General features: G+C 64.0%; 23 protein-coding genes. 12 read left to right on the top strand and 11 right to left on the bottom strand.

Translation table 11 applies throughout. From position 1 onward, the window contains the following. Window positions 1-59: 59 nt before the first annotated feature. The 4 genes from CBW66_RS05845 to CBW66_RS05830 form a co-directional block, all read right to left on the bottom strand. Window positions 60-1,118, bottom strand: coding sequence for a branched-chain amino acid ABC transporter permease (locus CBW66_RS05845; protein WP_086137285.1), 1,059 nt, complete (start codon window positions 1,116-1,118; stop codon window positions 60-62). Between the two features lie 83 nt (window positions 1,119-1,201). Continuing rightward, complete coding sequence (locus tag CBW66_RS05840) at window positions 1,202-2,098, bottom strand: branched-chain amino acid ABC transporter permease (RefSeq protein WP_170932849.1); 897 nt, start codon at window positions 2,096-2,098, stop codon at window positions 1,202-1,204. Window positions 2,099-2,140: 42 nt separating this feature from the next. Continuing rightward, a complete protein-coding gene (locus CBW66_RS05835; RefSeq protein WP_230492178.1) occupies window positions 2,141-3,001 on the bottom strand; it encodes an ABC transporter ATP-binding protein in 861 nt (286 codons plus the stop codon). A gap of 14 nt (window positions 3,002-3,015) precedes the next feature. Continuing rightward, complete coding sequence (locus tag CBW66_RS05830; protein ID WP_086137282.1) at window positions 3,016-4,947, bottom strand: AMP-binding protein; 1,932 nt, start codon at window positions 4,945-4,947, stop codon at window positions 3,016-3,018. A 180-nt stretch (window positions 4,948-5,127) separates the two neighbouring features. Between CBW66_RS05830 and CBW66_RS05825 the strand changes: the two genes are divergently transcribed. From CBW66_RS05825 to CBW66_RS05795, 7 genes are read left to right on the top strand one after another with little or no spacing between them, the layout of a single operon-like run. Then, window positions 5,128-5,826 (top strand): Crp/Fnr family transcriptional regulator, encoded by a 699-nt coding sequence (locus CBW66_RS05825; protein WP_086137281.1) that lies wholly within the window; start codon window positions 5,128-5,130, stop codon window positions 5,824-5,826. After that, the gene (locus CBW66_RS05820) at window positions 5,813-7,876 is read left to right on the top strand and encodes a DUF4132 domain-containing protein (protein ID WP_086137280.1); all 2,064 of its coding nucleotides are present in this window, start codon (window positions 5,813-5,815) and stop codon (window positions 7,874-7,876) included. The genes CBW66_RS05825 and CBW66_RS05820 overlap by 14 nt, the downstream gene beginning before the upstream one ends. 46 nt (window positions 7,877-7,922) lie before the next feature. Continuing rightward, the gene (locus tag CBW66_RS05815) at window positions 7,923-9,740 is read left to right on the top strand and encodes an aminopeptidase P family protein (RefSeq protein WP_086137279.1); all 1,818 of its coding nucleotides are present in this window, start codon (window positions 7,923-7,925) and stop codon (window positions 9,738-9,740) included. Further along, window positions 9,740-9,988: a hypothetical protein gene (locus tag CBW66_RS05810; protein WP_071325858.1), complete on the top strand. Its 249-nt coding sequence runs from the start codon at window positions 9,740-9,742 to the stop codon at window positions 9,986-9,988. The genes CBW66_RS05815 and CBW66_RS05810 overlap by 1 nt, the downstream gene beginning before the upstream one ends. After that, on the top strand, window positions 9,989-10,729 hold the full coding sequence (locus tag CBW66_RS05805; protein ID WP_086137278.1) for an MgtC/SapB family protein: 741 nt from the start codon (window positions 9,989-9,991) through the stop codon (window positions 10,727-10,729). It begins immediately after the preceding gene. A 5-nt stretch (window positions 10,730-10,734) separates the two neighbouring features. After that, a complete protein-coding gene (locus tag CBW66_RS05800; protein ID WP_086137277.1) occupies window positions 10,735-11,322 on the top strand; it encodes a DUF924 family protein in 588 nt (195 codons plus the stop codon). Between the two features lie 9 nt (window positions 11,323-11,331). Then, window positions 11,332-12,159: a Rossmann-like and DUF2520 domain-containing protein gene (locus CBW66_RS05795; protein WP_086137276.1), complete on the top strand. Its 828-nt coding sequence runs from the start codon at window positions 11,332-11,334 to the stop codon at window positions 12,157-12,159. On the opposite strand, the gene CBW66_RS05790 is transcribed toward CBW66_RS05795, so the two are convergent. After that, the gene (locus CBW66_RS05790; protein WP_230492177.1) at window positions 12,156-13,652 is read right to left on the bottom strand and encodes a sensor domain-containing diguanylate cyclase; all 1,497 of its coding nucleotides are present in this window, start codon (window positions 13,650-13,652) and stop codon (window positions 12,156-12,158) included. The genes CBW66_RS05795 and CBW66_RS05790 overlap by 4 nt on opposite strands. Window positions 13,653-13,876: 224 nt before the next feature. Here CBW66_RS05790 and CBW66_RS05785 point away from each other — a divergent pair, with 224 nt between their 5' ends. Beyond that, window positions 13,877-14,239: a hypothetical protein gene (locus tag CBW66_RS05785; RefSeq protein WP_086137274.1), complete on the top strand. Its 363-nt coding sequence runs from the start codon at window positions 13,877-13,879 to the stop codon at window positions 14,237-14,239. Window positions 14,240-14,382: 143 nt separating this feature from the next. On the opposite strand, the gene CBW66_RS05780 is transcribed toward CBW66_RS05785, so the two are convergent. Continuing rightward, complete coding sequence (locus CBW66_RS05780; protein ID WP_086137273.1) at window positions 14,383-14,964, bottom strand: molybdopterin-dependent oxidoreductase; 582 nt, start codon at window positions 14,962-14,964, stop codon at window positions 14,383-14,385. 225 nt (window positions 14,965-15,189) lie between these two features. Here CBW66_RS05780 and CBW66_RS05775 point away from each other — a divergent pair, with 225 nt between their 5' ends. Then, the gene (locus CBW66_RS05775; protein WP_086137272.1) at window positions 15,190-15,771 is read left to right on the top strand and encodes a porin family protein; all 582 of its coding nucleotides are present in this window, start codon (window positions 15,190-15,192) and stop codon (window positions 15,769-15,771) included. A gap of 71 nt (window positions 15,772-15,842) precedes the next feature. Here CBW66_RS05775 and ettA read toward each other — a convergent pair whose 3' ends face one another. Together ettA and rarD are read right to left on the bottom strand one after the other, a co-directional pair. Then, window positions 15,843-17,510: an energy-dependent translational throttle protein EttA gene (gene ettA / locus CBW66_RS05770; RefSeq protein ID WP_034752850.1), complete on the bottom strand. Its 1,668-nt coding sequence runs from the start codon at window positions 17,508-17,510 to the stop codon at window positions 15,843-15,845. A gap of 87 nt (window positions 17,511-17,597) precedes the next feature. Next, window positions 17,598-18,482 (bottom strand): EamA family transporter RarD, encoded by an 885-nt coding sequence (rarD, locus tag CBW66_RS05765; RefSeq protein ID WP_070218983.1) that lies wholly within the window; start codon window positions 18,480-18,482, stop codon window positions 17,598-17,600. Window positions 18,483-18,721: 239 nt separating this feature from the next. Here rarD and CBW66_RS05760 point away from each other — a divergent pair, with 239 nt between their 5' ends. Together CBW66_RS05760 and CBW66_RS05755 are read left to right on the top strand one after the other, a co-directional pair. Then, on the top strand, window positions 18,722-20,599 hold the full coding sequence (locus tag CBW66_RS05760; protein WP_086137271.1) for a potassium transporter Kup: 1,878 nt from the start codon (window positions 18,722-18,724) through the stop codon (window positions 20,597-20,599). A 168-nt stretch (window positions 20,600-20,767) separates the two neighbouring features. Beyond that, window positions 20,768-21,229, top strand: a complete 462-nt coding sequence (locus tag CBW66_RS05755) for an FKBP-type peptidyl-prolyl cis-trans isomerase (protein WP_086137270.1) — start codon at window positions 20,768-20,770, stop codon at window positions 21,227-21,229. A 64-nt stretch (window positions 21,230-21,293) separates the two neighbouring features. Here CBW66_RS05755 and CBW66_RS05750 read toward each other — a convergent pair whose 3' ends face one another. The 3 genes from CBW66_RS05750 to CBW66_RS05740 are packed head-to-tail and all read right to left on the bottom strand — an operon-like array spanning window position 21,294 to window position 23,384. After that, window positions 21,294-21,971, bottom strand: coding sequence for a diphthine--ammonia ligase (locus CBW66_RS05750; RefSeq protein ID WP_086137269.1), 678 nt, complete (start codon window positions 21,969-21,971; stop codon window positions 21,294-21,296). Beyond that, on the bottom strand, window positions 21,968-22,435 hold the full coding sequence (locus CBW66_RS05745; protein ID WP_086137268.1) for a GNAT family N-acetyltransferase: 468 nt from the start codon (window positions 22,433-22,435) through the stop codon (window positions 21,968-21,970). Before CBW66_RS05745 ends, CBW66_RS05750 begins: the two co-directional genes overlap by 4 nt. Before the next feature lie 40 nt (window positions 22,436-22,475). Further along, window positions 22,476-23,384, bottom strand: coding sequence for a LysR family transcriptional regulator (locus CBW66_RS05740; RefSeq protein WP_086137267.1), 909 nt, complete (start codon window positions 23,382-23,384; stop codon window positions 22,476-22,478). A 107-nt stretch (window positions 23,385-23,491) separates the two neighbouring features. On the opposite strand from CBW66_RS05740, the gene CBW66_RS05735 reads away from it, so the two are divergent. Continuing rightward, complete coding sequence (locus CBW66_RS05735; protein WP_086137266.1) at window positions 23,492-24,325, top strand: type 1 glutamine amidotransferase domain-containing protein; 834 nt, start codon at window positions 23,492-23,494, stop codon at window positions 24,323-24,325. The last annotated feature ends 21 nt before the right edge of the window (window positions 24,326-24,346 follow it).

The raw sequence follows: 24,346 nt of genomic DNA, 5'->3' as shown, positions 1-24,346 counted from the left end.
TCTCCTCTTGTTTTATTTGATTTCAAGTCAACCGACATCAGACTGCAAGGTACAAATTCCTAGTGCGGGAAAGGCCACAGGCGTAATTTCTCTTTCGCGATCTGCCACAGCCTGGCCAGGCCGTGCGGCTCGACGATCAGGAAGAAGATGATCAGCGCGCCGAACACCATCAGTTCCAGGTTCGAGGCCACGCTGGTCGGCAATGCCAGGCCATGCGCGATGGTGTTCAGGAAGACGGGCAGCAGCACGATGAAGGCCGCGCCGAGGAAGGAGCCTAAAATCGAACCGACGCCGCCGATGATGATCATGAACAGGATGCGGAAGGACAGGTCCAGGTTGTACGCTTCCGGCTCCACCGTGCCCAGGTAGGCATACGCATACAGGGCGCCGGCCACGCCGCAGTAGAACGAGCTGGCGGCAAACGCCAGCAGCTTGGTGCGCATCAGGCGGAAACCGATCACTTCGGCCGCCATGTCCATGTCGCGCACGGCCATCCAGGAGCGGCCCACGTTCGAGCGGATCATGTTCTTGGCCAGCAGCGCCATGCCGGCCACGATGGCCAGCACCAGCAGGTATTTGCTTTGCGGCGTGTCGAACTGGTAGCCGAGGATGGTCATCTTCTGCACCGTGATCACGCCCGAGGAGCTGTAGTTGGTCAGATACGGGATCTTGGTCAGGCACCAGACAACAAAGAACTGCGTCGCCAGGGTGGACGCGGCCAGGTAAAAGCCGCGGATGCGCAGCGAGGGCAGGCCGAAGGCGATACCCACCATGGCCGCGCACAGGCCGCCCAGGATGAACGACACCAGCAGCGGCAAGCCGGGCAGGCGTGCCATGAAGTTATACGAGGCAAAGGCGCCCACGGCCATGAAGGCGGCCGTGCCCAGCGACAGCTGGCCCGCGTAGCCGGTCAGGATGTTCAGACCCAGCGCCGCCAGGGCGAAGATCAGGAAGGGGATCAGGATCGCCGACAGCATGTAGGGCGAGGCGAAATACGGCAGGAGGAAGACGGCGACGAGCAGCGTGGCCGTCAGCGCCAGGCGGTCTTGGCGGATCGGGAAAATCTGGTTGTCAGCCTGGTAGCTGGTCTTGAATTGTCCTGCTTCACGGTAAATCATGGGGTGTCCTTTGCGGGCTGTTTTGGCTGTTGTCGGGTTAGGCGCCATGCGCTAACCCGACCTACGATGCTGTTTCGGTGGTGTTATATTCGGCGGATGATCTTCTCGCCGAACAGGCCTTCCGGGCGCACCAGCAGGAACAGCAGGGCCAGCACATACGGGAACCAGCCTTCGATGCCGCCGCCCACCATGGGACCGAGGTAGACTTCGGCCAGCTTTTCCGACGCGCCGATGATCAGGCCGCCGACGATGGCGCCCGGCACCGACGTAAAGCCGCCGAGGATCAGCACCGGCAGCGCTTTCAGGGCGATGAAGGTGAGCGCGAACTGCACCCCGTTGCGCGCGCCCCACAGCAAGCCGGCCACCATCGCCACCAGGCCCGCCACGCCCCACACCACGGCCCAGATGCGCTGCAGCGGAATGCCGACCGCCAGCGCCGCCTGGTGGTCGTCGGCGACGGCGCGCAGGGCGCGGCCCACCTTGGTTTTCGAGAACAGCAAGGCCAGACAGACCACCAGCAGCGCGCAGATGCCGGCCGCCACCACGTCGAACTGCGAAACGATGATGTTGAAATGGTCCATCAGGAAGGGCATCGGCACGTCTTCGATGGGCAGGTCCAGCTTGTGCACTTGCGAGCCCCACATCAGCTGCGCCAGGCCTTCGATGAAAAAAGTCAGGCCGATGGTGGCCATGAACAGCGTGATTTCGGGCTGGTTGACGAGGGGGCGCAAGACCACTCTTTCAATCGCCATGCCCAGGGCTATCATCGTCACCATCGTCAGCGGAATGGCCAGCCACAAGGACAGGCCGAACTTGTCCATGATGCCGACGCAGGTGAGGGCGGCGAAAAACACCATCGCTCCCTGCGCAAAATTGAATACGCCCGAAGCCTTGTAGATCAGGACGAAACCGATGGCCACCAGCGCGTACATGACGCCCGACAGCAGGCCGCCGATCAGCACTTCAAAGAAGAAATTGATATTCATGAGGTTTTCCAATGGGTTGTGCTTAGCCCTGCCCGATCACGGGCAGGTCGTTTCGCCGGCCGGCAGCGTGCTGCCTGCATTCCCGGCTGCACTGCCAAGGTAGGCGTTGATGACATCCTGGTTGCTGCGCACCTCGTCGGGCGTGCCGTCGCCGATCTTCTTGCCGTAATCGAGCACCACCACGCGGTCGGAGATATCCATCACCACGCCCATGTCGTGCTCGATCAGCACGATGGTCGTGCCCAGCTGGTCGTTGACGTCGAGGATGAAGCGGCACATGTCCTGCTTTTCTTCCACGTTCATGCCGGCCATCGGTTCGTCCAGCAGCAAAATTTCCGGTTCGGCCACGAGGGCGCGGCCCAGTTCCACGCGCTTTTGCAGGCCGTACGGCAGGCGTCCCACGGGGGTCTTGCGGATGGCCTGGATTTCCAGGAAGTCGATGATCTCCTCGGCCTTCTTGCGGTGCTCGATTTCCTCGCGCCGCGCCGGGCCCCAGTACAGGGCCTGCAGCAGGAAATTCGACTTCATTTTGAGGTTGCGCCCCGTCATGATGTTGTCCAGCACCGTCATGCCCTTGAACAGGGCGATGTTCTGGAAGGTGCGCGCGATGCCGGACTTGGCCGCCGCGTAGCAGTCCATGCCGCGCCGGTGTTCGCCCCGGTAGATGATCTCGCCCTGCTGCGGGCGGTACACGCCGTTGATCACGTTGAGCATCGAGCTTTTTCCGGCGCCGTTCGGGCCGATGATGGCGCGGATTTCATGCTGCTTGACGTCGAACGAGATGTCGGTCAGCGCCTTGACGCCGCCGAACGACAGCGAGATGTTCTTCAGATCGAGGATCACGGGGCCGGTCTTGCGGGCCGTGCCGAAATGGGCGTCGGGTTCGTTCATTTGCATCGTGCGGTGCTCCATCATGCGGCCAGGCCCTGGGGCCGGTATGTTTTGCTGTCCCAGATCTGCAGGTTGGCGCTGGTCGAGCCAAGGCGGCCATCCTCGAATTTCACCTGGGTCTCGATGTATTGCGTTGCCTTACCCTCATACAGGGCGGAGATCAGCACCGCGTATTTTTCGGCGATGAATTTGCGCCGCACCTTGCGCGTGCGCGTCAGCTCGTCGTCATCGGGATCGAGTTCCTTGTGCAGCACCAGGAAGCGGTGCACCTGCGTGCGGTCCATCAGCGGGTCGGCCGCCAGTTCCGCGTTGACCTGTTCGATGCAGTCGCGGATCAGGCCATAGGTTTCGGCGCGCGCCGCCAGGTCCGTGTAGCCGGAGTAGGCGATGCCGCGCCGCTCGGACCAGTTGCCCACCGCTTCGATGTCGATGTTGATGAAGGCGCAGACCTGGTCGCGCGCATGGCCGAAGGCCACCACTTCCTTGATGAAGGGGAAGAACTTGAGCTTGTTTTCGATGTAGTTGGGCGCAAACATGGCGCCGCAATTCATCTTCCCCACGTCGGCCGCGCGGTCGATGATTTTCAGATGCCCTTCGCTGTCGAACACGCCCGCGTCGCCCGTATGGAAGTAGCCGTCGTTGTCGATCACTTCGGCGGTGGCGTCAGGGCGCTTGAAGTAGCCGCTCATGGTGGCGGGCGACTTGACCAGCACTTCGCCATTCGCCGCCAGCCTGACTTCCACGCCGGGCGCCGGCAAGCCGACGCTGTCGAACTTGATATTGCCGTCCGGTTGCAGACACACGTAGGCGCAGGTTTCGGTGGAGCCGTACAGCTGCTTGAGGTTGACGCCGATGGAGCGGTAGAAGCGGAACAGGTCGGGGCCGATGGCGGCGCCGGCCGTGTAGGCGACGCGCACGCGCGACAGTCCCAGCACGTTTTTCAAGGGGCCGTAGACGAGCAGTTCGCCCAGCTTGTAGCTGAGGCGGTCCGCCAGCGAGACGGGCTTGCCATCCAAAATCTGCGCGCCGCAGCGCTTGGCCACGTCCATGAAATGGCTGAACATGCGGCGCTTGATGCTGCTCGCGTCCTCCATGCGTATCATCACGCTGGTGAGCATGTTCTCGAACACGCGCGGCGGCGCAAAGTAGCAGGTGGGGCCGATTTCGCGCATGTCGATCATCACCGTGTCGCCCGATTCGGGGCAGTTGACGGTAAAGCCGGCCACCATGGCCTGCGCCAGCGAAAACAGGCAGTCGCCTACCCACGCCATGGGCAGGTAGGACAGAATGTCCTCATTGTCGGTGAGCTGGTCGAAGGCGACGCCGCCAACGCCTGCTGCCAGCAGCGCCGTATGGCTCTGGCACACGCCCTTCGGCTTGCCCGTGGTGCCCGAGGTGTAGAGGATCACGGCCGAATCGCTGCCCTGGCCCGCTGCCACCGCGGCGTCGAAAAAGCCCGGGTGTTCGCGGTCGTAGGCGCGGCCCAGCACCTGCAGGGCGGCAAAGGACGTTAGCTCCGGCTGGCGGTAATGGCGCATGCCCCGTTCATCGTCATAGGCGATGTGGGCGACGTGCGGATACAGGGCCTTGAGTTCGAGCAGCTTGTCGACCTGTTCCTGGTCTTCGACGATGGCGTAGCGGATTTCCGCATCCTGCAGCACGTAGGCCATGTCGGCGGCCGGCGCGTCCTGGTACAGCGGCACCGGCACGCCGCCCAGGCTTTGCGCGGCCAGCATGGCCCAGTACAGGCGGGGACGGTTGTCGCCGATGATGGCCAGGTTCATGCCGCGCTGGAAACCGATGGCGGCCAAGCCGCAGGCCAGCGCGCGCACCTCCTCGTTGACCTCGGCCCAGGTCCAGGTTTGCCAGATGCCCAGGTGTTTTTCGCGAAAGGCGGGCTTGTCGGATCGTACTGTCCCGTGTTGCAATAAGCGCCGCGGAAAAGTCGGCATTGTTGCTGTGGTATGCGTTTGCACCAGTGTCTCCCTGTTGCTTGTCTCAGGCTCCACCTCGTTGGATGGCGCTCTGTGTTTTTTATGTGTAAGGCGTTTGTGCAATGATAGTAGCTTGCGTTAGTTTGCCGAGTTGTCTTTTCGGGGACATTTACCCACTTTTCGATGGTGCATCGCACAATGACCAACCCTGATATCAGCCTCAAGGATGCCGTGCGCGCGGCCAACTGGGCGCAGCTGCTCGACCCCGTGCAAATGGCCCGGGTCGAGGCGGATGTGTTCGAGACTTTCGTGCCGAAAGGCGGCTTTGTCTGCCGCAAGGGCGAACCGGTGGACAACTGGATCGGCGTCATCAGCGGCATGGTCAAGATGAATAATTTTTCCGCTTCCGGCAAGGCCATGACGTTTACGGGCTTGTCACCGGGCAGCTGGTTTGGCGAAGGCTCGCTGCTCAAGCGCGAGATGCGCAAGTACGACACCATCGCCGTGCGCGACACGCGCGTGGCGCGCTTGCCTGCCAGCACCTTCCACTGGCTGCTGGAGACCAGCCTGCCATTTACGCGTTTCCTGCTGATGCAGCTCAATGAGCGCCTGGGCCAGTTCATCGGCATGGTGGAAAACGAGCGCCTGCTGGACCTGAACACGCGCGTGGCGCGCTGCCTGGCGTCGATGTTCCATTCGCACCTGTACCCGAGCGTGGACACCTTGGTGCAGCTGTCGCAGGAGGAAATCGGCCTGCTGTCGGGCTCCTCGCGCCAGCGCGCCAACCAGGCCTTGCAGGTGCTGGAAAAAAAGGGTTTATTGCGCCTCGACTACGGCGGCATCCGCGTGCTGGACCTGGAAGGCTTGCGCCGCTACGAGGCCGATGATGGCGAGTGAGATTTCCGTGCGCGCCGCGGCGCTGCGCGCGCGCCTCGATGGCGGCTTTGTCGAGCATGCGCGTTTCACGGGGCCGCCGGTCGATTTCAGCGACTGGATCCCCGAGGAACTGGGCGCTGTCTGGGGTGCGCTGCATCGCGCGGCAGGCTTCGGCCATGACGATCCCGCGCGGCGCGAACTGGCGATGGCGCTATTGGCGCAGGCGAGCAGCATGAACCTGGCACCGGCGCTGGCAGGCGACATGTTCCTCGACGCGCTGGACGCGGCCCGCGTGCACGACTGGGCCTACGCAATCGGCTGCCTGGCTTGCCTGCATGGCGCGCCACCGGATGGCAGCGCGCAGCTGGCGCTGCGTATCCTGGATAAACCGAAGCGCTGGGACGAGCAGCATTTTGCCGCCTGGCTGCTGGCGCAGCTCGCTGGCGGCGACGCCCCGGCCCGGTTCGGGCAGATGATGGACGAGCGCCATGCGCACTACCCGATGCCCCTGACCTTGCAGGAACTCACCGTGCTGCCGCAGCTGGCGAAACCGTCGCTGCTGGCGCTGGCCGGCTCGCGCTACAGCGGCCACTGGAACCGCGACAGCATCGGCGAGGCCGATCCCGCCGACGTGCTGGCCGACGATGCGGCGTATGTCGATTTTGCGCGCACGATACTGGAGCAGGCGGCGCGCCATATCGCCGCCATCCATGACGGCAGCGTGCCGTATGCGGCCGATGCCGCCTTTGCCACGGCAGACTCGCCGGTGCTGGCGCGCGCCGCGCGGGTGGCGTCCTATCGCGATGATGCCTGGTTCAGGCCCGTGATTATCGTCTTGCTGCCGTTGGCATGCGTGGCGCCAGGCGCGGCCAAGAGCGCGCCGTCGCAGTCGTTGGCGATGGCGCTGGGCCATGCGGTGGAAACCACTCCCACGCCCGAAAGCCTGCAGGCCCTGCGCGCGGCGCTGGCCCAGGTACGCCATGCGGGCATCCGCAAGAAACTGGAACGCAATCTGAAACCGGCCGAACGGGCGCTGGCCGAACGGCCCGATATCGCCTGGAGGGTCGGCATGCCGGGCCCCATGGGCAAGCGGCGCCAGGCCATGCTGGCGCGCCGCCTGGAAGCGGGCTACGCCAGCGAGGTGTGGTTTGACATGGACCAATGGCGTGCCCTGCGCGACGATGCCGATATCGACGCGGTGGCGCGCGCGCTGGTCTGGCGCACGGGCGATGGGATGGCCTTTATGCCCGACGGGACGGGGGCCATCGATGCGCAGGGGCAGCCGGTGGATTTGCCTGAGCAAGGCGAGATCGGCCTGTGGCACCCTTTGCATGGCAGCGGGGAAGAGCGCGCCGCCTGGCAAGCGCTGGTCGCGCAGCGGCGCCTGCGCCAGCCGCTGCGCCAGGTTTATCGTGAAATATATGCACCGCCCGGCGACGGCAGCGCCCCATTTGCCGGCTACCAGCTGTCGCTGCGCACCTTGCTGGGACTGGCGCGCCGCGAAGGCTGGAGCCTGGACCACGATGAAGGCCTGTCGCGCCAGTTCGGCGCCTGGCGCGTGTCGCTGCGCATCGAGGGACGCGTGTATCCGGGGGCGGGCGGCGCTTGCACGTCAAACGGGCTGGCGCCCGCGCAGATGATGCCGATGGCGCCGGTGGCGTATTCGGAAGCGTGCCGCGCGGTGGACCTGCTGGTCAGCGCCAGCGCCTTGGCGCTGGTGGAGGAAGAGCAAAGCGTGGAGCGCGAACAGCGCCTGTTTTACCTGGCCGACCTGGCACCGGGGCCGATGGCGGGCATGCGGCGCGCCGTGCTGGAACAGGTATTCGCGGACCAGATCGGGGATGGCCGGATGGCGCTCGAAGCGCGCCACCTGATGGTGGGCGGGCATGCGATCCACCTGAGCACCGGCAGGGTCACGAAGGATGGCGCCGAGGCGGTGATCGAGGCGGTAGCGCAGGGGAGCAAGCTGGGCGCCGTGCCGTGGCTGCCCTACGACGAAGCGCTGCTGGAAAAAATCGCCGCCGCCGCCGGGGCGCTTCTGGCGCTGCAGCGAGTGCAGCCCGGCCGCTAATCGCGGTATCATAGACGCTTCCCAGCACCGCGCCATTTTCGCTCCCATGCAGACACCAGACCAATCCACTCCCGCCTCCCGTTTGTCGCAGCTGCGCGGCGCCATGCGCGCGCAGCATATCGACGCCTGCATCGTGCCCTCGGCCGACCCGCATTTGTCCGAGTACCTGCCGGCCCGCTGGCAGGGCCGCGAGTGGCTGTCGGGCTTTACGGGGTCCGTCGGCACCCTGGTCGTGACGCAGGATTTCGCCGGCGTGTGGACCGATGGCCGCTACTGGGAGCAGGCGGAAGACGAACTGGCCGGCAGCGGCATCGTCCTGAAGAAAATCCCGTCCGGCGCCAGCGTGCTGTATATCGACTGGCTGGGCGAGACCATGCAGCCGGGGCAGACGGTGGCCGTCGACGGCGCCGTGCTGGGCCTGGCCAATGCGCGCCTGCTGCAGCAGGCGCTGGGCGCGCAAGTGACCCTGCGCACGGATACGGACGTGCTGCATGCCGTCTGGCCGGACCGCCCGGCCATGCCCGCCGCGCCGGTGTACGAGCATGCGGCCGCGTATCCATCGCTGTCGCGCATGGAAAAACTGGCGACGCTGCGCGCCAATATGGCGGCGCACGGCGCCAGCCACCACGTCATTTCCACGCTCGACGATATCGCGTATCTGTTCAACTTGCGCGGCGCCGACGTCAATTACAACCCCGTCTTCCTCGCCCATGCGCTGGTGGGCCCCGAGCGCGCCACCCTGTTCGTCACCGACGGCAAGCTGCCCGCCGCCCTGCGCGCCACGCTGGAGAGCGAAGGCGTGGACGTGGCCGCGTATGACCGCGCGGCGGCCACGCTGGCGGCCCTGCCGTCCGGCGCCACCTTGCTGCTCGATCCGCGCCGCATCACGTTCGGCACGCGCCAGGCCGTGCCCGACGGCGTGCGCGTGGTCGAAGCCATCAACCCGACCACCCTGGCCAAGTCGCGCAAGACGGATGCTGAAGCGGCGCACGTGCGCGCCGCCATGGAGCAGGACGGCGCCGCCCTGTGCGAATTTTTCAGCTGGTTAGATAGCACCCTGGCCGACCCGCAGCGCGCGCCGTTGACGGAAATCGGCGTCGATGAACACTTGACGGCCGCCCGCGCGCGCCGCGCCGGTTTTGTCAGCCCCAGTTTCGGCACCATCGCCGGCTTCAATGCGCATGGCGCCATCATGCATTACCACGCCCATGCGGGCAGTGAGGCCACCATCGAAGGCGACGGCTTGTTGCTGATCGACTCGGGCGGCCAGTACTGGGGCGGTACCACGGACATCACGCGCGTGGTCCCCGTCGGCACGCTCACGGCAGAGCACCGGCGCGATTTCACCCTGGTCTTGCGCAGCATGATCGCCCTGTCGCGCGCGCAGTTCCCGCGCGGCGTGAAGTCGCCCATGCTCGACGCGATTGCCCGCGCGCCCCTGTGGGCCGAAGGCATCGACTTTGGCCACGGCACGGGCCATGGCGTGGGTTTCTTCCTCAACGTGCACGAAGGGCCGCAATCGATTTCGCAGTCCGCCATGCCGGAGCCGCAGACGGCGATGGAGCCAGGCATGATCACCTCCATCGAGCCGGGCATCTACCGACCCGGCCAGTGGGGCATCCGCATCGAGAACCTGGTGCTGAATGTACCGGCGCAGTCGTCGCAGTTTGGCGACTTCCTGAAATTTGAAACGCTCACTTTGTGCCCGATCGACACGCGCTGCGTGGAACGCTCGCTGCTGCGCGACGACGAGGCGGCCTGGCTCAACGACTATCACGCGACCGTCCGCGCGCGCCTGGCGCCGCACCTGGCGGCCAATGCGCCTGCGCTGGCGTGGCTGGAACAGCGCACGGGAGCCATCTGATGCGCTCGACCCGCGCCACGTCCGCCATCGAGCGGCTCAAGGAACGCAGCGGCAACCGCCTCTACACGATGGCGCGCACGGGCGATGAGCTGTTCTTCCTCACGGAAGGCCCCGGCTTGCCGCCTCTGTGCCCGCCGCTCGAACTCGACGCCTTTGTCGCCTTTGTGAATGGCCTGGGACCGCAAAAGGCGCGCCGCGTCAGCAAGCTCGACGTGGCGTTTGAAAAGCAGCTGACGAAAAAGCCCTAGATGCCGACCATCGACTTCCTGCGCGCCTACTGGTCGCCGGCCGAGCTGGCGACGAATGGCGTGATCCTGCTGAACCTGCTCGGTGCGCTGCTGCTGGGCTTGCTGGTGGGCTACGAGCGTTCGTATCACGGGCGCGCGGCGGGCATGCGCACCTACAGCCTCGTGTGCATGGCCTCGGCCGCGCTGACCGTGCTGGGCGGCTATCCCGAGTTCTGGTACGGCGGCCATGGCGCCATCGTTGGCAGCGATCCCACGCGCGTCATCCAGGGCATCGTCACGGGCGTGGGTTTCCTCGGCGCCGGCGTCATCATGCGCGAGGGTTTCAATATCAGCGGCTTGACGACGGCCGCCTCGATCTGGGCTTCGTCCGTGATCGGTATCATGGTCGGCATCGGTTTTTATCTGTCGGCCATGGGCCTGGCCTTTTTGTGCGCGATGGCGATGATTTTTCTGTCAAAATTGGAGAACTGGCTGCCGTCGCGCCACGCGGTGGCCATCACCATGCGCTTCAAGCAGGGATTCATTCCGCGCGAGGATGCGCTGCGGCGCATGGCCGCCAAGCGCGGCTACGACATCGCGGGCGGCTCGCTGACCATCGGCAGCACGGACGGCATGCAGGAATGGCGCTTTGTCGCCATCGCGCATGGCAAGAACACGGGCGCCAGCCTGTCGGCCATGTCGGCCGAACTGGCCGCCTTCGAAGGCATCGCCGGCTTCCAGCTGTCGCATGCACGCAACTGAAAAGGATGGACATGGACCGCCAGGCTCAAAAAATACTCGACTTCTGGTTCCTGCCGCCGGATCACCCCGGCCACGGCCAGGCGCGCATGGAATGGTTCCGCAAGGACGACGGTTTCGATGCGCAGATACGCGCGTATTTCGGCGCGCTGATCGATGCCGCCATAGCCGGCGACTTGGGTGAATGGGATGCGACGCCGCACGGCGCGCTGGCGCGCCTCATCGTGCTCGATCAGTTTACGCGCAATGTGTACCGCGGCACGCCGCGCGCCTTTGCCGGCGACGCCTGGGCGCTGGCGCTGGCCGTCGCCATGACGCAGCAGGGACTCGACCAGCAGCTGCCGCCGATGCTGCGCGCCTTCGTGTATTTACCGTTCGAACATGCGGAAGACCTGGCCATGCAGGCGCGCGCGGTCGAGCTGTTCCAGCGCTTGTCGCAGACGCAGCCCGGTTTTGAGAGCATGCTCGACTACGCCGAGCGCCACCAGGAAGTGATCGCCCGCTTCGGCCGCTTCCCGCACCGCAACACCATTCTGGGCCGCGCTTCCACGTCCGAAGAAGTGGAATTTTTGCGCCAGCCGGGATCGAGCTTTTAGACCATCATCATGAACGTGACATTGAATATCATCGGCGCCGGCCACGTGGGCACGGTGCTGGGCCGTCTGTTCGCCGAGGTGGACGGGATTGCTGTGCAGGACGTGCTGACGCGCTCGATGGCGTCGGCGCAGGCGGCCGTGGACTTCATCGGCGCCGGCACCCCCGTCGACAGCTATGCGGCCTTGCGCCACGCCGACGTCACCATGCTGGCCGTGTCGGACGACCAGATCGGCCCGGCCTGCGCGGCGCTGGTGGCCGAGGGGCGCCAGGCGGGCGCCATCGTGTTCCACTGCAGCGGCGCGCTGGCCTCGAACGTGCTGCTGGCGGCCACGCAGGCCGGCGCTTTTGTCGCCAGCGCCCACCCGATCCGCAGCTTTGCCGACCCGCGGCAGGTGGCCGCCACCTTCGACGGCACGTTTTGCGGCGTCGAAGGCGACCCGCTGGCGCTGGTTTTCCTCACGCCGGCCTTGATCGCTATTGGCGCGCGCCCCGTGCCCATCGATCCGGCCGCCAAGACCCTGTATCACGCCGCTGCCGTCTTCGCCAGCAATTACTTGGTGACGGTGCTCGACGCGGCCTTGCGCGCCTACCAGGCGGCCGGCATTCCCGAACCGGTGGCGCGCGAACTGGCGCAGCCGCTGGTGACGGAAGCGGTGGCGAACGTGTTCCGCCTGGGCGCCGCGCCGGCGCTGTCCGGTCCCATCGCGCGCGGCGATTCGGCTACCGTGCAACGCCAGCAGCTGGCCGTGCAAAGCTGGGATGCCGCCACGGGCGAGTTGTACCGGGCGCTGGTGGCGCCCACGCAGGACCTTGCCCGGCGCAAGTGCGCGCTTTAGGCGGCGTGCAGGCGGTTGCGGCCCTGTTCCTTGGCCTGGTACAAGGCACTGTCGGCACGCGAAAAGAAGGCCGATTCGCTTTCCTCTGGCCGGTACTCGGTCACGCCCAGGCTGATCGTCACGGGGACGCGCGGTTCGGGCAGGCCGAAATCGTGCCGCTCGATGGCGGCGCGCAGGCTTTCCGCCACTTCCGCCGCTTTGGCCAGGCTGCAGTCATTCAGCAGCACCAGGTATTCCTCGCCGCCCCAGCGCGTGATGACATCGCTTTCGCGCACGGTGGCGCGCGCCACGTCCGCCACGCCACGGATGACCTTGTCGCCCCACAGGTGGCCGTGGGTATCGTTGACGCGCTTGAAGAAATCGATGTCGAAGAGGATGGCCGACATCGGCTGCTCATTGCGTTTGGACAATAACATCGCGCGCTGGAACAGCAATTCCAGCGATTGGCGGTTCAATAGCCCGGTCAGGGCATCCGTCGAGGCGATGCGCTCGATGCGGCGCTGGTAGCGGTTCACCGTCAGCAAGGTCAGCAGCAGTACCAGCAGGGTGACGCCAAAGCTGATGGCCAGGTTGAAGATGAACACGCGCTGCAGCGACTGGACTTCGTCGCTGACGTTTTGCTCGACCACCAGGTACCAGCCCAGTTCGGGAATGAAACGCGAGTTGACGAGGATTTGCGCGCGGCCCAGCTGGTACGACAGATGCGTCGGCTCGCTGCGGTGGTTGATGATCTGCTCGGCAATGGCGTTCACGCCGGGCAGGCTGTGGATATTGCCGTGCCCGTTGCGCATGGTCTTGCCCGCCAGCACCAGGGAGCCGGCGGCATCGACAAAATAGATGTTGCGGTAGAAGCGTGCCTGGTAGCGGTCGATGATGTGGCTCATGGTGGCGAGGGTCAGGCCGATGCCGGTGGCGCCGATGAAATGGCCATCGTAGTCGACCACGCGGTGGTTGATGAAGATGGTCATGCTGTCGCGGTTGGCCATGTCCACGTCGACATTCGTTTCATAGTCGGTCTTGTCCATGGCGCGCACGCGGTAGTACCAGATGTCGCGCGTCGCCTCCGGACTGACGGATTTCAAGGTGCCTTCCGCGTAATAATATTTGCTGCTCTTGTCCGAGACGAGAAAGCTGGTGATGGCGCCGTACTTCTTCTTGACTTCGGCCAGGTAGCGCACGATCTGTTCCGGCTTGTTTTCGCCGGCCAGTATCCAGTCGCGCACGAAGGTGTCGTGCGCCATCAGCGAGGAGATGAAGACGGGGCGCAGCATGTCCTTTTGGATTTCCGAGTAAATATTGTCGCCTGTCAGCGGCAGGGTCTGGTCGGCGATGCCGTGCTCGATGGCCTGGCGCGAAGCCAGGTAGCTGGCCAGGCTGGTGGCCATGAAGCCCGCCCCCAGGATCAGGGTCAGGAGGATAAGCAGGCGGTATTTGATCGACAGAAGACGCATGGAGACGAGGTAGTGGCAGGCGGGAAGGCCATGGTGAGGCAAGCTAAAAGTATGCAGCAGGGCGGATATTGGCGCAATGATAACTGGTTTTATTGACAATTTATGCTGGCGAACGCGACAAGATAACCACGACTTACCAAATAAAAGTGCCGATTTGTCGACAAAGATGCAAATTAGCAATAAGATTTGATGAGGGGAATCATTGCGCATCGCCCCTGTCTTGCCGCCCGTTTCAGGCGCGGGACATTCCGCGCAGGGAGTGTTGCATGTTATTTTTAAAGAGTACGTCCGTTAGCAAGGCCCCTGGCATCTACGAGGTCGACATCGCCGCCAAGCCGCCAGGCAAGACCTTCGGCATTTTTCTTGCCACCGATCCAGACCATCCGCCGTTGGCCTTGCTGGAGCAATTGAAGGCGCTCGGTTTCGAGAACACCTATAGTTCGCCCTACCTGCACAAGGATGGCGGCAAAGTGCTGGACCTGCATTTCCAGAAGGATGGCACGGATATCTTCAAGGGCTGGAAAACCGAGGAGTGCACGCACAACGTGGCGGCCATCACGGCCCTGTTCGAGGAGCACGGCATTACCATTGCGCCACGGGTTATGTCGATGGCCGAAGCCTACGCCTAAACGCCTGTCAAAACCTGCTGCGCGTCGCGCTTTGCGGCCGGCGATGCTCACCGGCTCGGCGCCCCCGTGCTCAAACACGCTTGCGCTTCCCGGCCTCAAATCGCTGCCGCTCGCGACGGTTTTGTCTGGCGTTGCAAGCCAGCTTAACCAGCTTCCACGCCGATGTGATACAGCGCCCACGGGCAGCTGGCGTAGCGTTCGGCCAGGGGCAGTGCCGCCACGGCAGCGATGCGGTCCGCGTCGTGGATCGCCCATAGCGGCCCCAGGCCGCCCAGCGCCATCGCCTGCCCATCGAGGTGGGTGGCGACGATAAAACGCTGTGCGCGCGCCTGCGCCATGGTCAGCGCCGCCGCATAGCCATCCACGGCGCGCAGCAGCAGGCGGACCTCGCCTTCCTGCGGCGCGCCCGCCGCCTTCAAGACATCGACCAGCAGCGGCCCGCGCAGCGCATGCGCCTTGCCATCGTATTCGAGGGTAGGGCGAATCGTGTGTGCCGGCAAGTTCGTCAGCGCCGCAAAGTCGAATGCCCGCGCCCGCTCAAAACTGATTTTTTGCTTGTGCATCATCTGGTCGCGCACGGCGTCGAACGGGCCCCGGTTCGGCTTGTCGACGCTGCCCGTGACGGTCAGCAGGGCAGGACCGCGCAGACCGGCGGGCGCCGCCCGGCCGATGGCCGGCAAGGTGGCCGCCGCCACGGCGGCGGCGAGAAACTCGCGTTTGTGCATGCACTGCTCCTCTGGACTGAAAATCGCTAATGTTCTTAAGTCTATCTTAAGTTCGTTCAACGGTGTGCATTTTACTGTTATTGTCAGTTTGGAATGTCCGCTTACATCTTGTCACAGTTCTTACGGAATGGAGAAAGACGTCGCTTTTTTCGGCTGTTATTGTGTAGTCATCGCACTTCGCTGAACTGCGAATCCAGGCACCATTCACTAATTGAGAGAGAGAACATGATGAAGAAGAAAATCCTGTTTGCAATGATCGCTTCCGTTACTGCACTGACCGGCATGAGCGCCGCGCACGCCGAAGGCGCCTATGTGGGCGCCGGTATCACGGGCAACCGTTATAATTTCGACATTCCTGGCGCCACCAGCGCCGATAATCACAGCGGCTACAAGGCTGGCGCCAAGATCTTCGCCGGTTACGATTTCGATAAAACCTGGGCGATTGAGGGCGGCTATGCCGATTTCGGCAGCAAGGATTACCGCTATGTCACCGGCGCCGGCAACGGTTCCGTGAAGAGCGATTCGCACGGCTACTACCTGGCCGGCAAGGCCACCATGCCCGTGAGCGACAAAGTCGGCGTGTTCGGCAAGCTTGGCGTGGCCAAGGTCAAGAACAGCTTGAGCGGTACGGGTCTGTCGACCGGCATCAGCGGCAACGACAAGACGGGTGTGTACGCTTCCGTCGGCGCGCAGTACGCGATCAACGAGAAAGTCTCGCTGACGGCGGAAGTGGAACACTTCGGCAAGAGCGCCGACCAGGGCCGCAAGGCTACCGGCCTGGCTTTGGGCGCACGCTATAATTTCTAATCACTTGGAAATGTGCTGAAAAAAAGGCAGTTACCGCGAGGTAACTGCCTTTTTACATGGCCGGACCGAATTTACGTGGTCAGCGGCTTGTAGCGGATGCGTTTCGGCTTGGCGCCTTCTTCGCCCAGGCGTTTCTTCTTGTCGGCTTCATATTCCTGATAGTTGCCGTCAAAGAAGGTGACCTGCGAATTGCCTTCGAACGCCAGGATGTGCGTGGCGATACGGTCGAGGAACCAGCGATCATGGGAAATGACCATGACGCTGCCGGCAAATTCCAGCAAGGCGTCTTCCAGCGCGCGCAAGGTTTCCACGTCCAGATCGTTCGACGGTTCATCGAGCAGCAGGACGTTGCCACCCATTAAAAGGGTTTTCGCCAGGTGCAGACGGCCACGTTCGCCGCCGGACAGGTTGCCCACTTGCTTTTGCTGGTCCGAGCCCTTGAAGTTGAAGCGGCCCAGGTAGGCGCGCGACGGCATTTCGAAGCGGCCGACCGTCAGCATGTCGGCGCCGCCGGAGACGTCTTCGAACACGGATTTGTTGTCAGCGAGACTATCGCGGTTCTGGTCGACGATGGACACGCGCGCCGTCTGGCCGATGGCCACTTCGCCGCTGTCCGGCGTTTCCTTGCCGGTGATCATCTTGAACAGGGTCGATTTACCGGCGCCGTTGGGGCCGATGATGCCGACGATGGCGCCTGGCGGCACGGTGAAGCTCAGGTTGTCGATCAGCAAACGGTCGCCGAACGCTTTCGACACGTTCTTGAACTCGATGACTTCATTGCCCAGGCGCTCTGCCACGGGAATGAAGATTTCCTGCGTTTCGTTGCGCTTCTGGTATTCGTGCTCGGACAGTTCGTTGAAGCGGGCCAGACGGGCTTTCGACTTGGCCTGGCGCGCTTTCGGGTTCTGGCGCGACCATTCCAATTCCTTCTGCAGCGCTTTCTGGCGCGCCGATTCCGTCGCCTCTTCCTGCTTCAGGCGCGCTTGCTTCTGGTCCAGCCAGGTCGAGTAGTTGCCCTTCCATGGAATGCCGTGGCCGCGGTCCAGCTCCAGGATCCATTCGGCCGCGTTGTCGAGGAAGTAGCGGTCATGGGTGATGGCCACCACGGTGCCGGGGAAGCGCAGCAGGAATTGTTCCAGCCAGTCGACCGATTCCGCATCCAGATGGTTGGTCGGCTCGTCGAGCAGCAGCATGTCCGGTTTCGACAGCAGCAGCTTGCACAGCGCCACGCGGCGCTTCTCGCCGCCGGACAGCACGCCGATGGTGGCGTCCCATGGCGGCAGGCGCAGCGCGTCGGCGGCCATTTCCAGTTGCAAATTCAAATTGCCGCCATCGGAGGTCGAGATGATCGCTTCCAGGCGTGCCTGTTCCGTGGCCAGGGCGTCGAAATCGGCGTCTTCCTCGGCATATGCGGCGTACACGGCTTCCAGCTTGGCTTGCGCTTCAAACACTTCGCCCAGGCCCGACTCGACTTCCTGGCGCACGGTTTTTGCCGGGTCCAGCTGCGGTTCCTGCGGCAGGTAGCCGATGTTCAGGCCCGGCATCGGCACGGCTTCGCCCTGGATGTCGGTGTCGATGCCGGCCATGATTTTCAGCAGCGTCGATTTGCCGGAGCCGTTCAGGCCCAGCACGCCGATCTTCGCGCCTGGGAAGAAGGAGAGGGAAATATCTTTCAGAATCTGGCGCTTGGGCGGGACGATTTTGCCCACGCGATTCATGGTGTAGACGTAATTTGCCATTAGAAATCTCGGGTGATATACAAAGACGGACAGGATACGGTAAACGCCCGCTTCCGGCCAGCGCTGTGCGCTGCCGGAACGGGCCGATCAGGCGGCCAGGCGGGCGCGGCGGCTGCTCCACAGGCCTTCGGCCGCATACAGGCCCAGCGCCGTCCAGATGACGAGGAAACCCAGCATGCGTTCGGGCGTGAACGATTCGTGGAAGACCCACACGCCGATCAGCAGCTGGCCCGTGGGGGCGATGTATTGCAATAGCCCCAGCACGGCCAGCGGCAGGCGGCGCGCGCCGGCGGCGAACAGCAGCAGCGGAATGGCCGTGATGGGGCCGGACGCCAGCAGCAGCGCGCGCGTGGCGGTGGAATCTGTATTGACGAAGCCGCTTTGGCCATGCCAGGCCAGCCACAGCATGTAGGCAAGGGCCAGGGGAAATAAAATCAAGGTTTCAAACGACAAGCCTTCCAGCGCGCCCAGCGCGGCCGTCTTGCGCAGCAAGCCATAGCCGCCGAAGGTGGCCGCCAGCAGCAGGGCGATCCACGGTACCTGCCCCGCCTGCCAAGTGAGCCAGGCCACGCCGCAGGCGGCCAGGCCGATGGCCAGCCACTGCAGGCGGCGCAGGCGCTCGTGCAGCAGCAAAAAGCCCAGCATGACATTGATCAGGGGCGTAATGAAGTAGCCGAGGCTGGCGTCGACCACGTGGCCGTTGTTGACGGCCCAGATATAGATGAACCAGTTGGCGGACAGCAAGAAAGCACTGGCGACGAAGCTGGCCACCACCTGCGGCTGGCCTTTCAGGGCGCCCAGCCAGCTCCACTGGCGGCGCACGGTCAGCACGATGCCCAGGAACAACAGCGACCAGACCATGCGGTGCGCCAGGATTTCCTGCGGCGCGATCTCGCCAATGGCATGGAAATACAGGGGAAACAGGCCCCAGCACAGGAAGGCGAGGGAGGCGTAAAGCATGCCTGGATTCATGATGGGCTTCGCTGGAGAGTAGACAGTCTGTCATTATGGCTGAAAACATCGGGGGCTGCCCGGCGCCGCTGGCGAGGCGTAGAATGGCAACAAATCAATGGCCGCAAGCCCGCGCAGCAAGGCGGAGCGGCACAAAAACCACGACTTTGGGGCAGCTGCGGAACCATGCAAAAATACTCTTGCTATTTGCTAATACCTATCATATTGTGCGACGCAACAAAACAAAAACGGGTGCAATCTTGACGTCGGAACACAAAAAAAGCGGCCTGGTCGGCTTGACCCTGGCGGCCGTCGGCATCGTCTACGGCGATATCGGCACCAGTCCGCTGTACACCCTGAAGACGGTCTTCGACCCGGCCCACGGCCTGGCGGTCACCCATAACAACCTGTTGGGTATCGTCTCGCTGATCTTTTGGGGCCTGACCCTGATCGTCTCGCTCAAGTACGTGACCCTGGTGCTGCGCGCCGACAACCGCGGCGAGGGCGGCATCATGGCCCTGATGGCGCTGGTGCTGTCGTCCGTCAGCAAGTCCTCGCGCTGGCATGTGCCGCTGATGGTGATCGGCGTCTTCGGCGCCACCCTGTTCTATGGCGACAGCGTGATCACGCCGGCCATTTCCGTGCTGTCGGCCATCGAGGGCCTGGAAGTGGCCACGCCCGCCTTCAGTCCTTATGTGGTGTGGCTGACGATCGTGGTGCTGGTGGCCCTGTACTCGGTGCAGTCGCACGGCACGGCCGGTATCGGCCGCTTCTTCGCTCCTATCATGCTGATCTGGTTTGTCGCGCTGGCCTGCATGGGCGTGGTCAACATCATCAAGTCGCCGGGCATCCTGGCCGCCATCAATCCGCTGCATGCGGTGGCCTTCCTGCTGGACAATGGCCGCATCGCCTTCCTGTCGCTGGGCGCCGTGGTGCTGGCGCTGACGGGCGCCGAGGCGCTGTACGCCGACATGGGCCACTTCGGCAAGAAGCCGATCCGCATGGCCTGGTTTCTGATCGCCTTCCCCGCGCTGGCGCTCAATTACCTGGGCCAGGGCGGGCTGCTGCTGGCGCACCCGGAAGCCATTTCCAATCCGTTCTACCAGCAGCTGGGTGCCTGGAGCGTGTATCCGCTGGTGATCCTGTCGACCATGGCCACCGTCATCGCTTCGCAGGCCACCATTTCCGGCACCTTCTCGATGACCAAGCAAGCCATCGCGCTGGGCTTTTTGCCGCGCATGCGCGTGCGCCACACGTCGGAAAGCGAAATCGGGCAGATCTACATCCCCGCCGTCAACTGGCTGCAGCTGGCCGTGGTGCTGATGGCCGTCGTCGGTTTCGGTTCGTCTGAAAAGCTGGCCGCCGCCTACGGCATCGCGGTGACGGCCACCATGCTGGCGACCACGATCCTGACCTTCTTCGTCATCCGCTACCGCTGGAAGATGAATTTGCTGCTGTGCTGGGCTGCCACGGGCTTCTTCCTGATCATCGATGTGAACTTGTTCGCCGCCAGTTCCCTGAAACTGTTCCACGGCGGCTGGTTCCCGCTGCTGCTGGGCGCCATCCTGTTCATCATCATGCTGACCTGGAAACGGGGCCGCCAGCTGGTATTCCAGAATCTGGAAAAGCATGCGATTCCGCTCAACGAATTCCTCTCGTCGCTGTTCATCGCGCCGCCGATGCGCGTGCCCGGCACGGCCATCTTCCTGCGCGGCGAAACGGATGGGGTGCCGCATGCGTTGCTGCATAACTTGCTGCACAACAAGGTGTTGCATGAGCGCGTCATTTTCCTTACCGTCTTCATGCATGAAGAGCCGTGGGTGGCGCCATCGGAGCGCGTGCGCGTGGTGGAACTGGGCCACCAGTGCTACCAGGTCAACGTGCATTACGGCTTCAAGGATGAACCGGACATTCCGTCCGCGCTGGCGCAGTGCGCGCAGCAGGGACTGGACTTCGAGATGATGGAAACGTCGTTCTTTATCGCGCGCCAGACCATCATTTCGACGCCGGGCGCCGGCATGATGCCGTGGCGCGAGCACCTGTTCGTCACCATGTCGCGCAATGCGCGCACGGCGGCCGACTACTATCAGATCCCGAGCAACCGGGTAATCGAACTGGGCACGCAGGTGGAAATCTAGACGTGACAATGCGGCGGAATGGTTGTTGTGACAATGTTGTATTGTTGCGCAATCTTCCGCCGTGCTTACGTCTGCTTACAAATTGGCTGCGCGACTCCTGTTAAACTGCTGCTCGCACTGGTCCGCACCGTACGGGCTGAGCCACACATCAATATTTAAAGGGAAACCATGAAATCGGTATTTCAAATGATCGCCACCCTCGCTTGCGCCGTGGCCCTGACCGCTTGCGGTGCCGCTGCCAACACCGAGAAACCGGTCGTGCTCGACCCGAATACGCAAGTGAAAGAACTGACCATTACCGATACGGTCGCCGGCACCGGCACGGCGGCGGCGGCGGGCGACACCTTGCTGGTGACCTACACGGGCTGGCTGTATGACGCCAGCAAGCCGGGCAACAAGGGCGTGCAGTTCGATGCGAGCCAGGCAGGCAGCGGTTTTACTTTCACTCTGGGTGTCGGCCGGGTCATCCTGGGCTGGGACCGCGGCCTGGTCGGTATGCAGGTCGGCGGCACGCGCACCCTGGCCATTCCGTATGACCTCGGTTATGGCAAGGCGGGCAGCCCGCCGAAGATTCCCGGCTACGCCGGCTTGCTGTTCGAGATCAAGCTGGTGAGCGTGACGAAAAAGTAAGCACGCGCAGCGCACATGAAAAGGGCGATTCCACGGAATCGCCCTTTTTGCTTTGGCGGCCCCTTTACGCTTCAGGCGGGGCCAGTTCCTGAAAGTAATACGTGGCGCCGCCCAGCTTGGCCGGCGCATCATATTGCAGCACTTGCGTGCGGCGCAGCGCCACCGGGGCGCTGAAGGCGGGGCCGTCGTAGACGAAGGTGTGGAATTCACCGTTTTCGCCGCAGGCGTCGACGCCGGGCGGCAGGTCGGCCAGGAAGGCGGCATCGAACTCGCGCCCGCAAAATTCACGCGGCAGATGCCGGCCATTGATGCACACGACGATGGCCTTGAAGCCGGCGGCGAGGAACTCGTCGACCAGCGCGCGCCGCGCTTCGCCCCACAGGGGCAGGTGCGCCGCCAGACCGGCGACCGCGCAGACTTTTTCTTCCCAGTCGCGGTGCGGCTGCAAATCGATGTCGCCGAAGATGGCGTGCTCTATGCCCTCGGCCTTGGCCGCGCGCAGCATGGCGATGAACTGTTCTTCATAGCTGGCCCAGCTGGCGTGATAGCGCTGCAGGCGCGCGCCCAGGCTGGCCGCCTGCGCCGCCAGCAGCTCGGGCGGCACGCCGTGCGAGCGCGACTTGCGGCCATCTTCATCCATGGCCGTGATCAAGAGCGGCACGTCCATGCCGGCGTTGCGGGCGCGCCACAGGGCCAGGCAGGAATCCTTGCCGCCGCTCCAGGAAATGAGGGCCGTCGTCATGCCGCTTGCTCCGCGCGCAGCATGTCGACGTGCTGTATGCCGTCTTCGTCATACGGCGCGCTGACGGTGACAAAGCCGAAGGATTGATAAAAGCGTTCCAGGTAGTGCTGCGCGCCGATGCGGATGGCGTGGCCCGGATGCTGGCGCTCGGCCCGTGCTATGCCCTCAAGCAATAACTGCTTGCCGGCGCCCGTGGTGCGCGCCTCGGGCGCCGTCAGCACACGGCCCAGCGACATCTCCACATACTTGGCGCCCGGTGCCAGCACGCGCAGGTAGGCGCCCAGCCGGCGCTGGCCATCGACCGTTTGCCAGCCCAGCAAGTGCATCGCCTGCTGGTCATGGCCATCGAGATCCGGATAAATGCACTGCTGTTCGATGACGAACACGCGCTGGCGCAAGGCCAGCACCTGGTACAAATCGTGGGGGCCGAGTTCGTCGAACGTGTTCCATTGCCAGCTGATCATGGGTCATCCTTGCGTGAGAGTGGCCGTGATTTTACCGGCTTCACGGCGCCGGCGTGGGATAGCGCTGCGCATACCACTGCTTCAGGTGTTCGATGCAGCGCGTCACGCGGGGCGCCACCAGCTGGCGCGACGGGTAAATGGCGAACAGCGCCAGGCTGGGGCGCTCGACGTCGGGGAACAGCTCGACCAGGGCGCCGCTGGCCAGTTCCTCGCGGCAGACAAAGGTGGGCAGGATACCGATGCCCAGGCCGCGCAGGATCAGGCTGCGCATGAACAGCGTGTTGTTCGTGCGGACCCAGTTCGGCACTTCGATGTCGCTGTGCGGCCCCGCATGGCGCAGCGGCCAGCGGTTGCCGAACAGGGCGTGGCTGTAGATGAAGCAGCGCTGGCGCGTCAGGTCCGTGGGTTCGGCCAACGGGCCGTGGCGCTCCAGGTAGGCGGGCGCGCAGCAGATGTGCAGGCGGTAGTCGTGGATATGGCGCGCCACATAGCTCGAATCGGTGAGGGCGGTGGTGACGCGGAAACCCAGGTCGTAGTTGGCCGCCGCCAGGTCCACATATTCATCCTTCAGGTCGACGTCCAGGCGCAGCGCGGGCCAGTCGGCCATGAAATCGGCCAGGCCTTCGGCCAGCTCGCCCACGCCCAAGGTCAGCGGCGCGTTGATGCGCAGGCGGCCCGTTACGTGCGCTGTCGAATGGGCCACCATGTCTTCGGCCTGCGCCAGCTCGTCGAGCAGCTTGCGGCAGTGCTCGAGATAGGCGGCGCCCGTTTCCGTCAGCGCCAGCTGGCGTGTGGTGCGCGTCATCAGGCGCCCGCCCAGTTCCTGCTCCAGCTGGCCGATGCGCCGGCTCACGTACGAGGCCGACAAGTCCAGTTCGTCGGCCGCGCGGCGAAAGCTGCCCAGCTCGGCCACGCGGCGAAACAGCTGCATCGCCTGCAATTTATCCATCTCAGCTCCATTCGGTCGTATTCCGCATCAGTGCTGTGCATTATTCATCATTTTTCCGTATTTTGATTCGGAATATGCTGCTGTCCTCTCCACAGAAAGGCCACACCATGAAAAAATTACTGATCAGCAGCCTGTTGCTCGCCGCCTTTTCCAGCGCCCAGGCGGCCGAGGTCCTTGTCGTGCTGTCGGATGCGAATCACCTCGACTTGCGCGACGGCAAGGTTTTCCAGACGGGCTTTTACCTCAATGAACTGATGCAGCCCGTGAAAAAGCTGCTCGACGCGGGCCACACGGTGACGTTCGCCACGCCGCAAGGCCAGGCGCCGACCCTGGACGCCAGCTCGGATACGGACGCCTATTTTGGCGGCGACGCGGCCGCCCATGCGGCGCACAAGGCCTTGCTGGAGCAGCTGGCGCTGACGGTGCCGGGCCGTTCGCCCGTGATCAGCCTGAAACGGGTGGAGCAGATCGGTTATGGTCATTATGCAGCCGTGCTGGTGCCGGGCGGCCACGCGCCCATGCAAGACCTGTTGAAGGACGCCAGCCTGGGCGCGCTGCTGCGCCAGTTCCACGCGGACGGCAAGCCGACGGCGCTGCTGTGCCATGGTCCCATCGCCCTGCTGTCGGCCCTGCCGCAGGCGGCACAGTTTACGGCCGCGCTGGAAGCGGGCCGGACGCCCGCCAAGCCGGCCGACTGGATCTACAACGGCTACCGCATGACGGTGATCAGCAACCAGGAAGAGGCGGCGGCGCAGGGCGCGCTGAAGGGCGGGACGATGAAGTTCTATCCGCAGTCGGGCTTGCAGGCGGCCGGCGCGCAGTATGTGCAGAACCAGGCGCCGTGGAGCAGCAACGTGGTGGTCGACCGCGAATTGATCACGGGACAGAATCCCGCCTCGGCGCCGGCCCTGGCAGATCAGCTGCTGCAGGCGCTGCGCTAAAGCAAAAATCCCCGGCGGCGC

It is taken from the genome of Janthinobacterium sp. GW456P (assembly GCF_002127655.1).
GTDB lineage: Bacteria > Pseudomonadota > Gammaproteobacteria > Burkholderiales > Burkholderiaceae_D > Janthinobacterium.
Note: the sequence above shows the minus strand (reverse complement) of the source record. Positions and strands in the feature narration are given on the sequence as shown.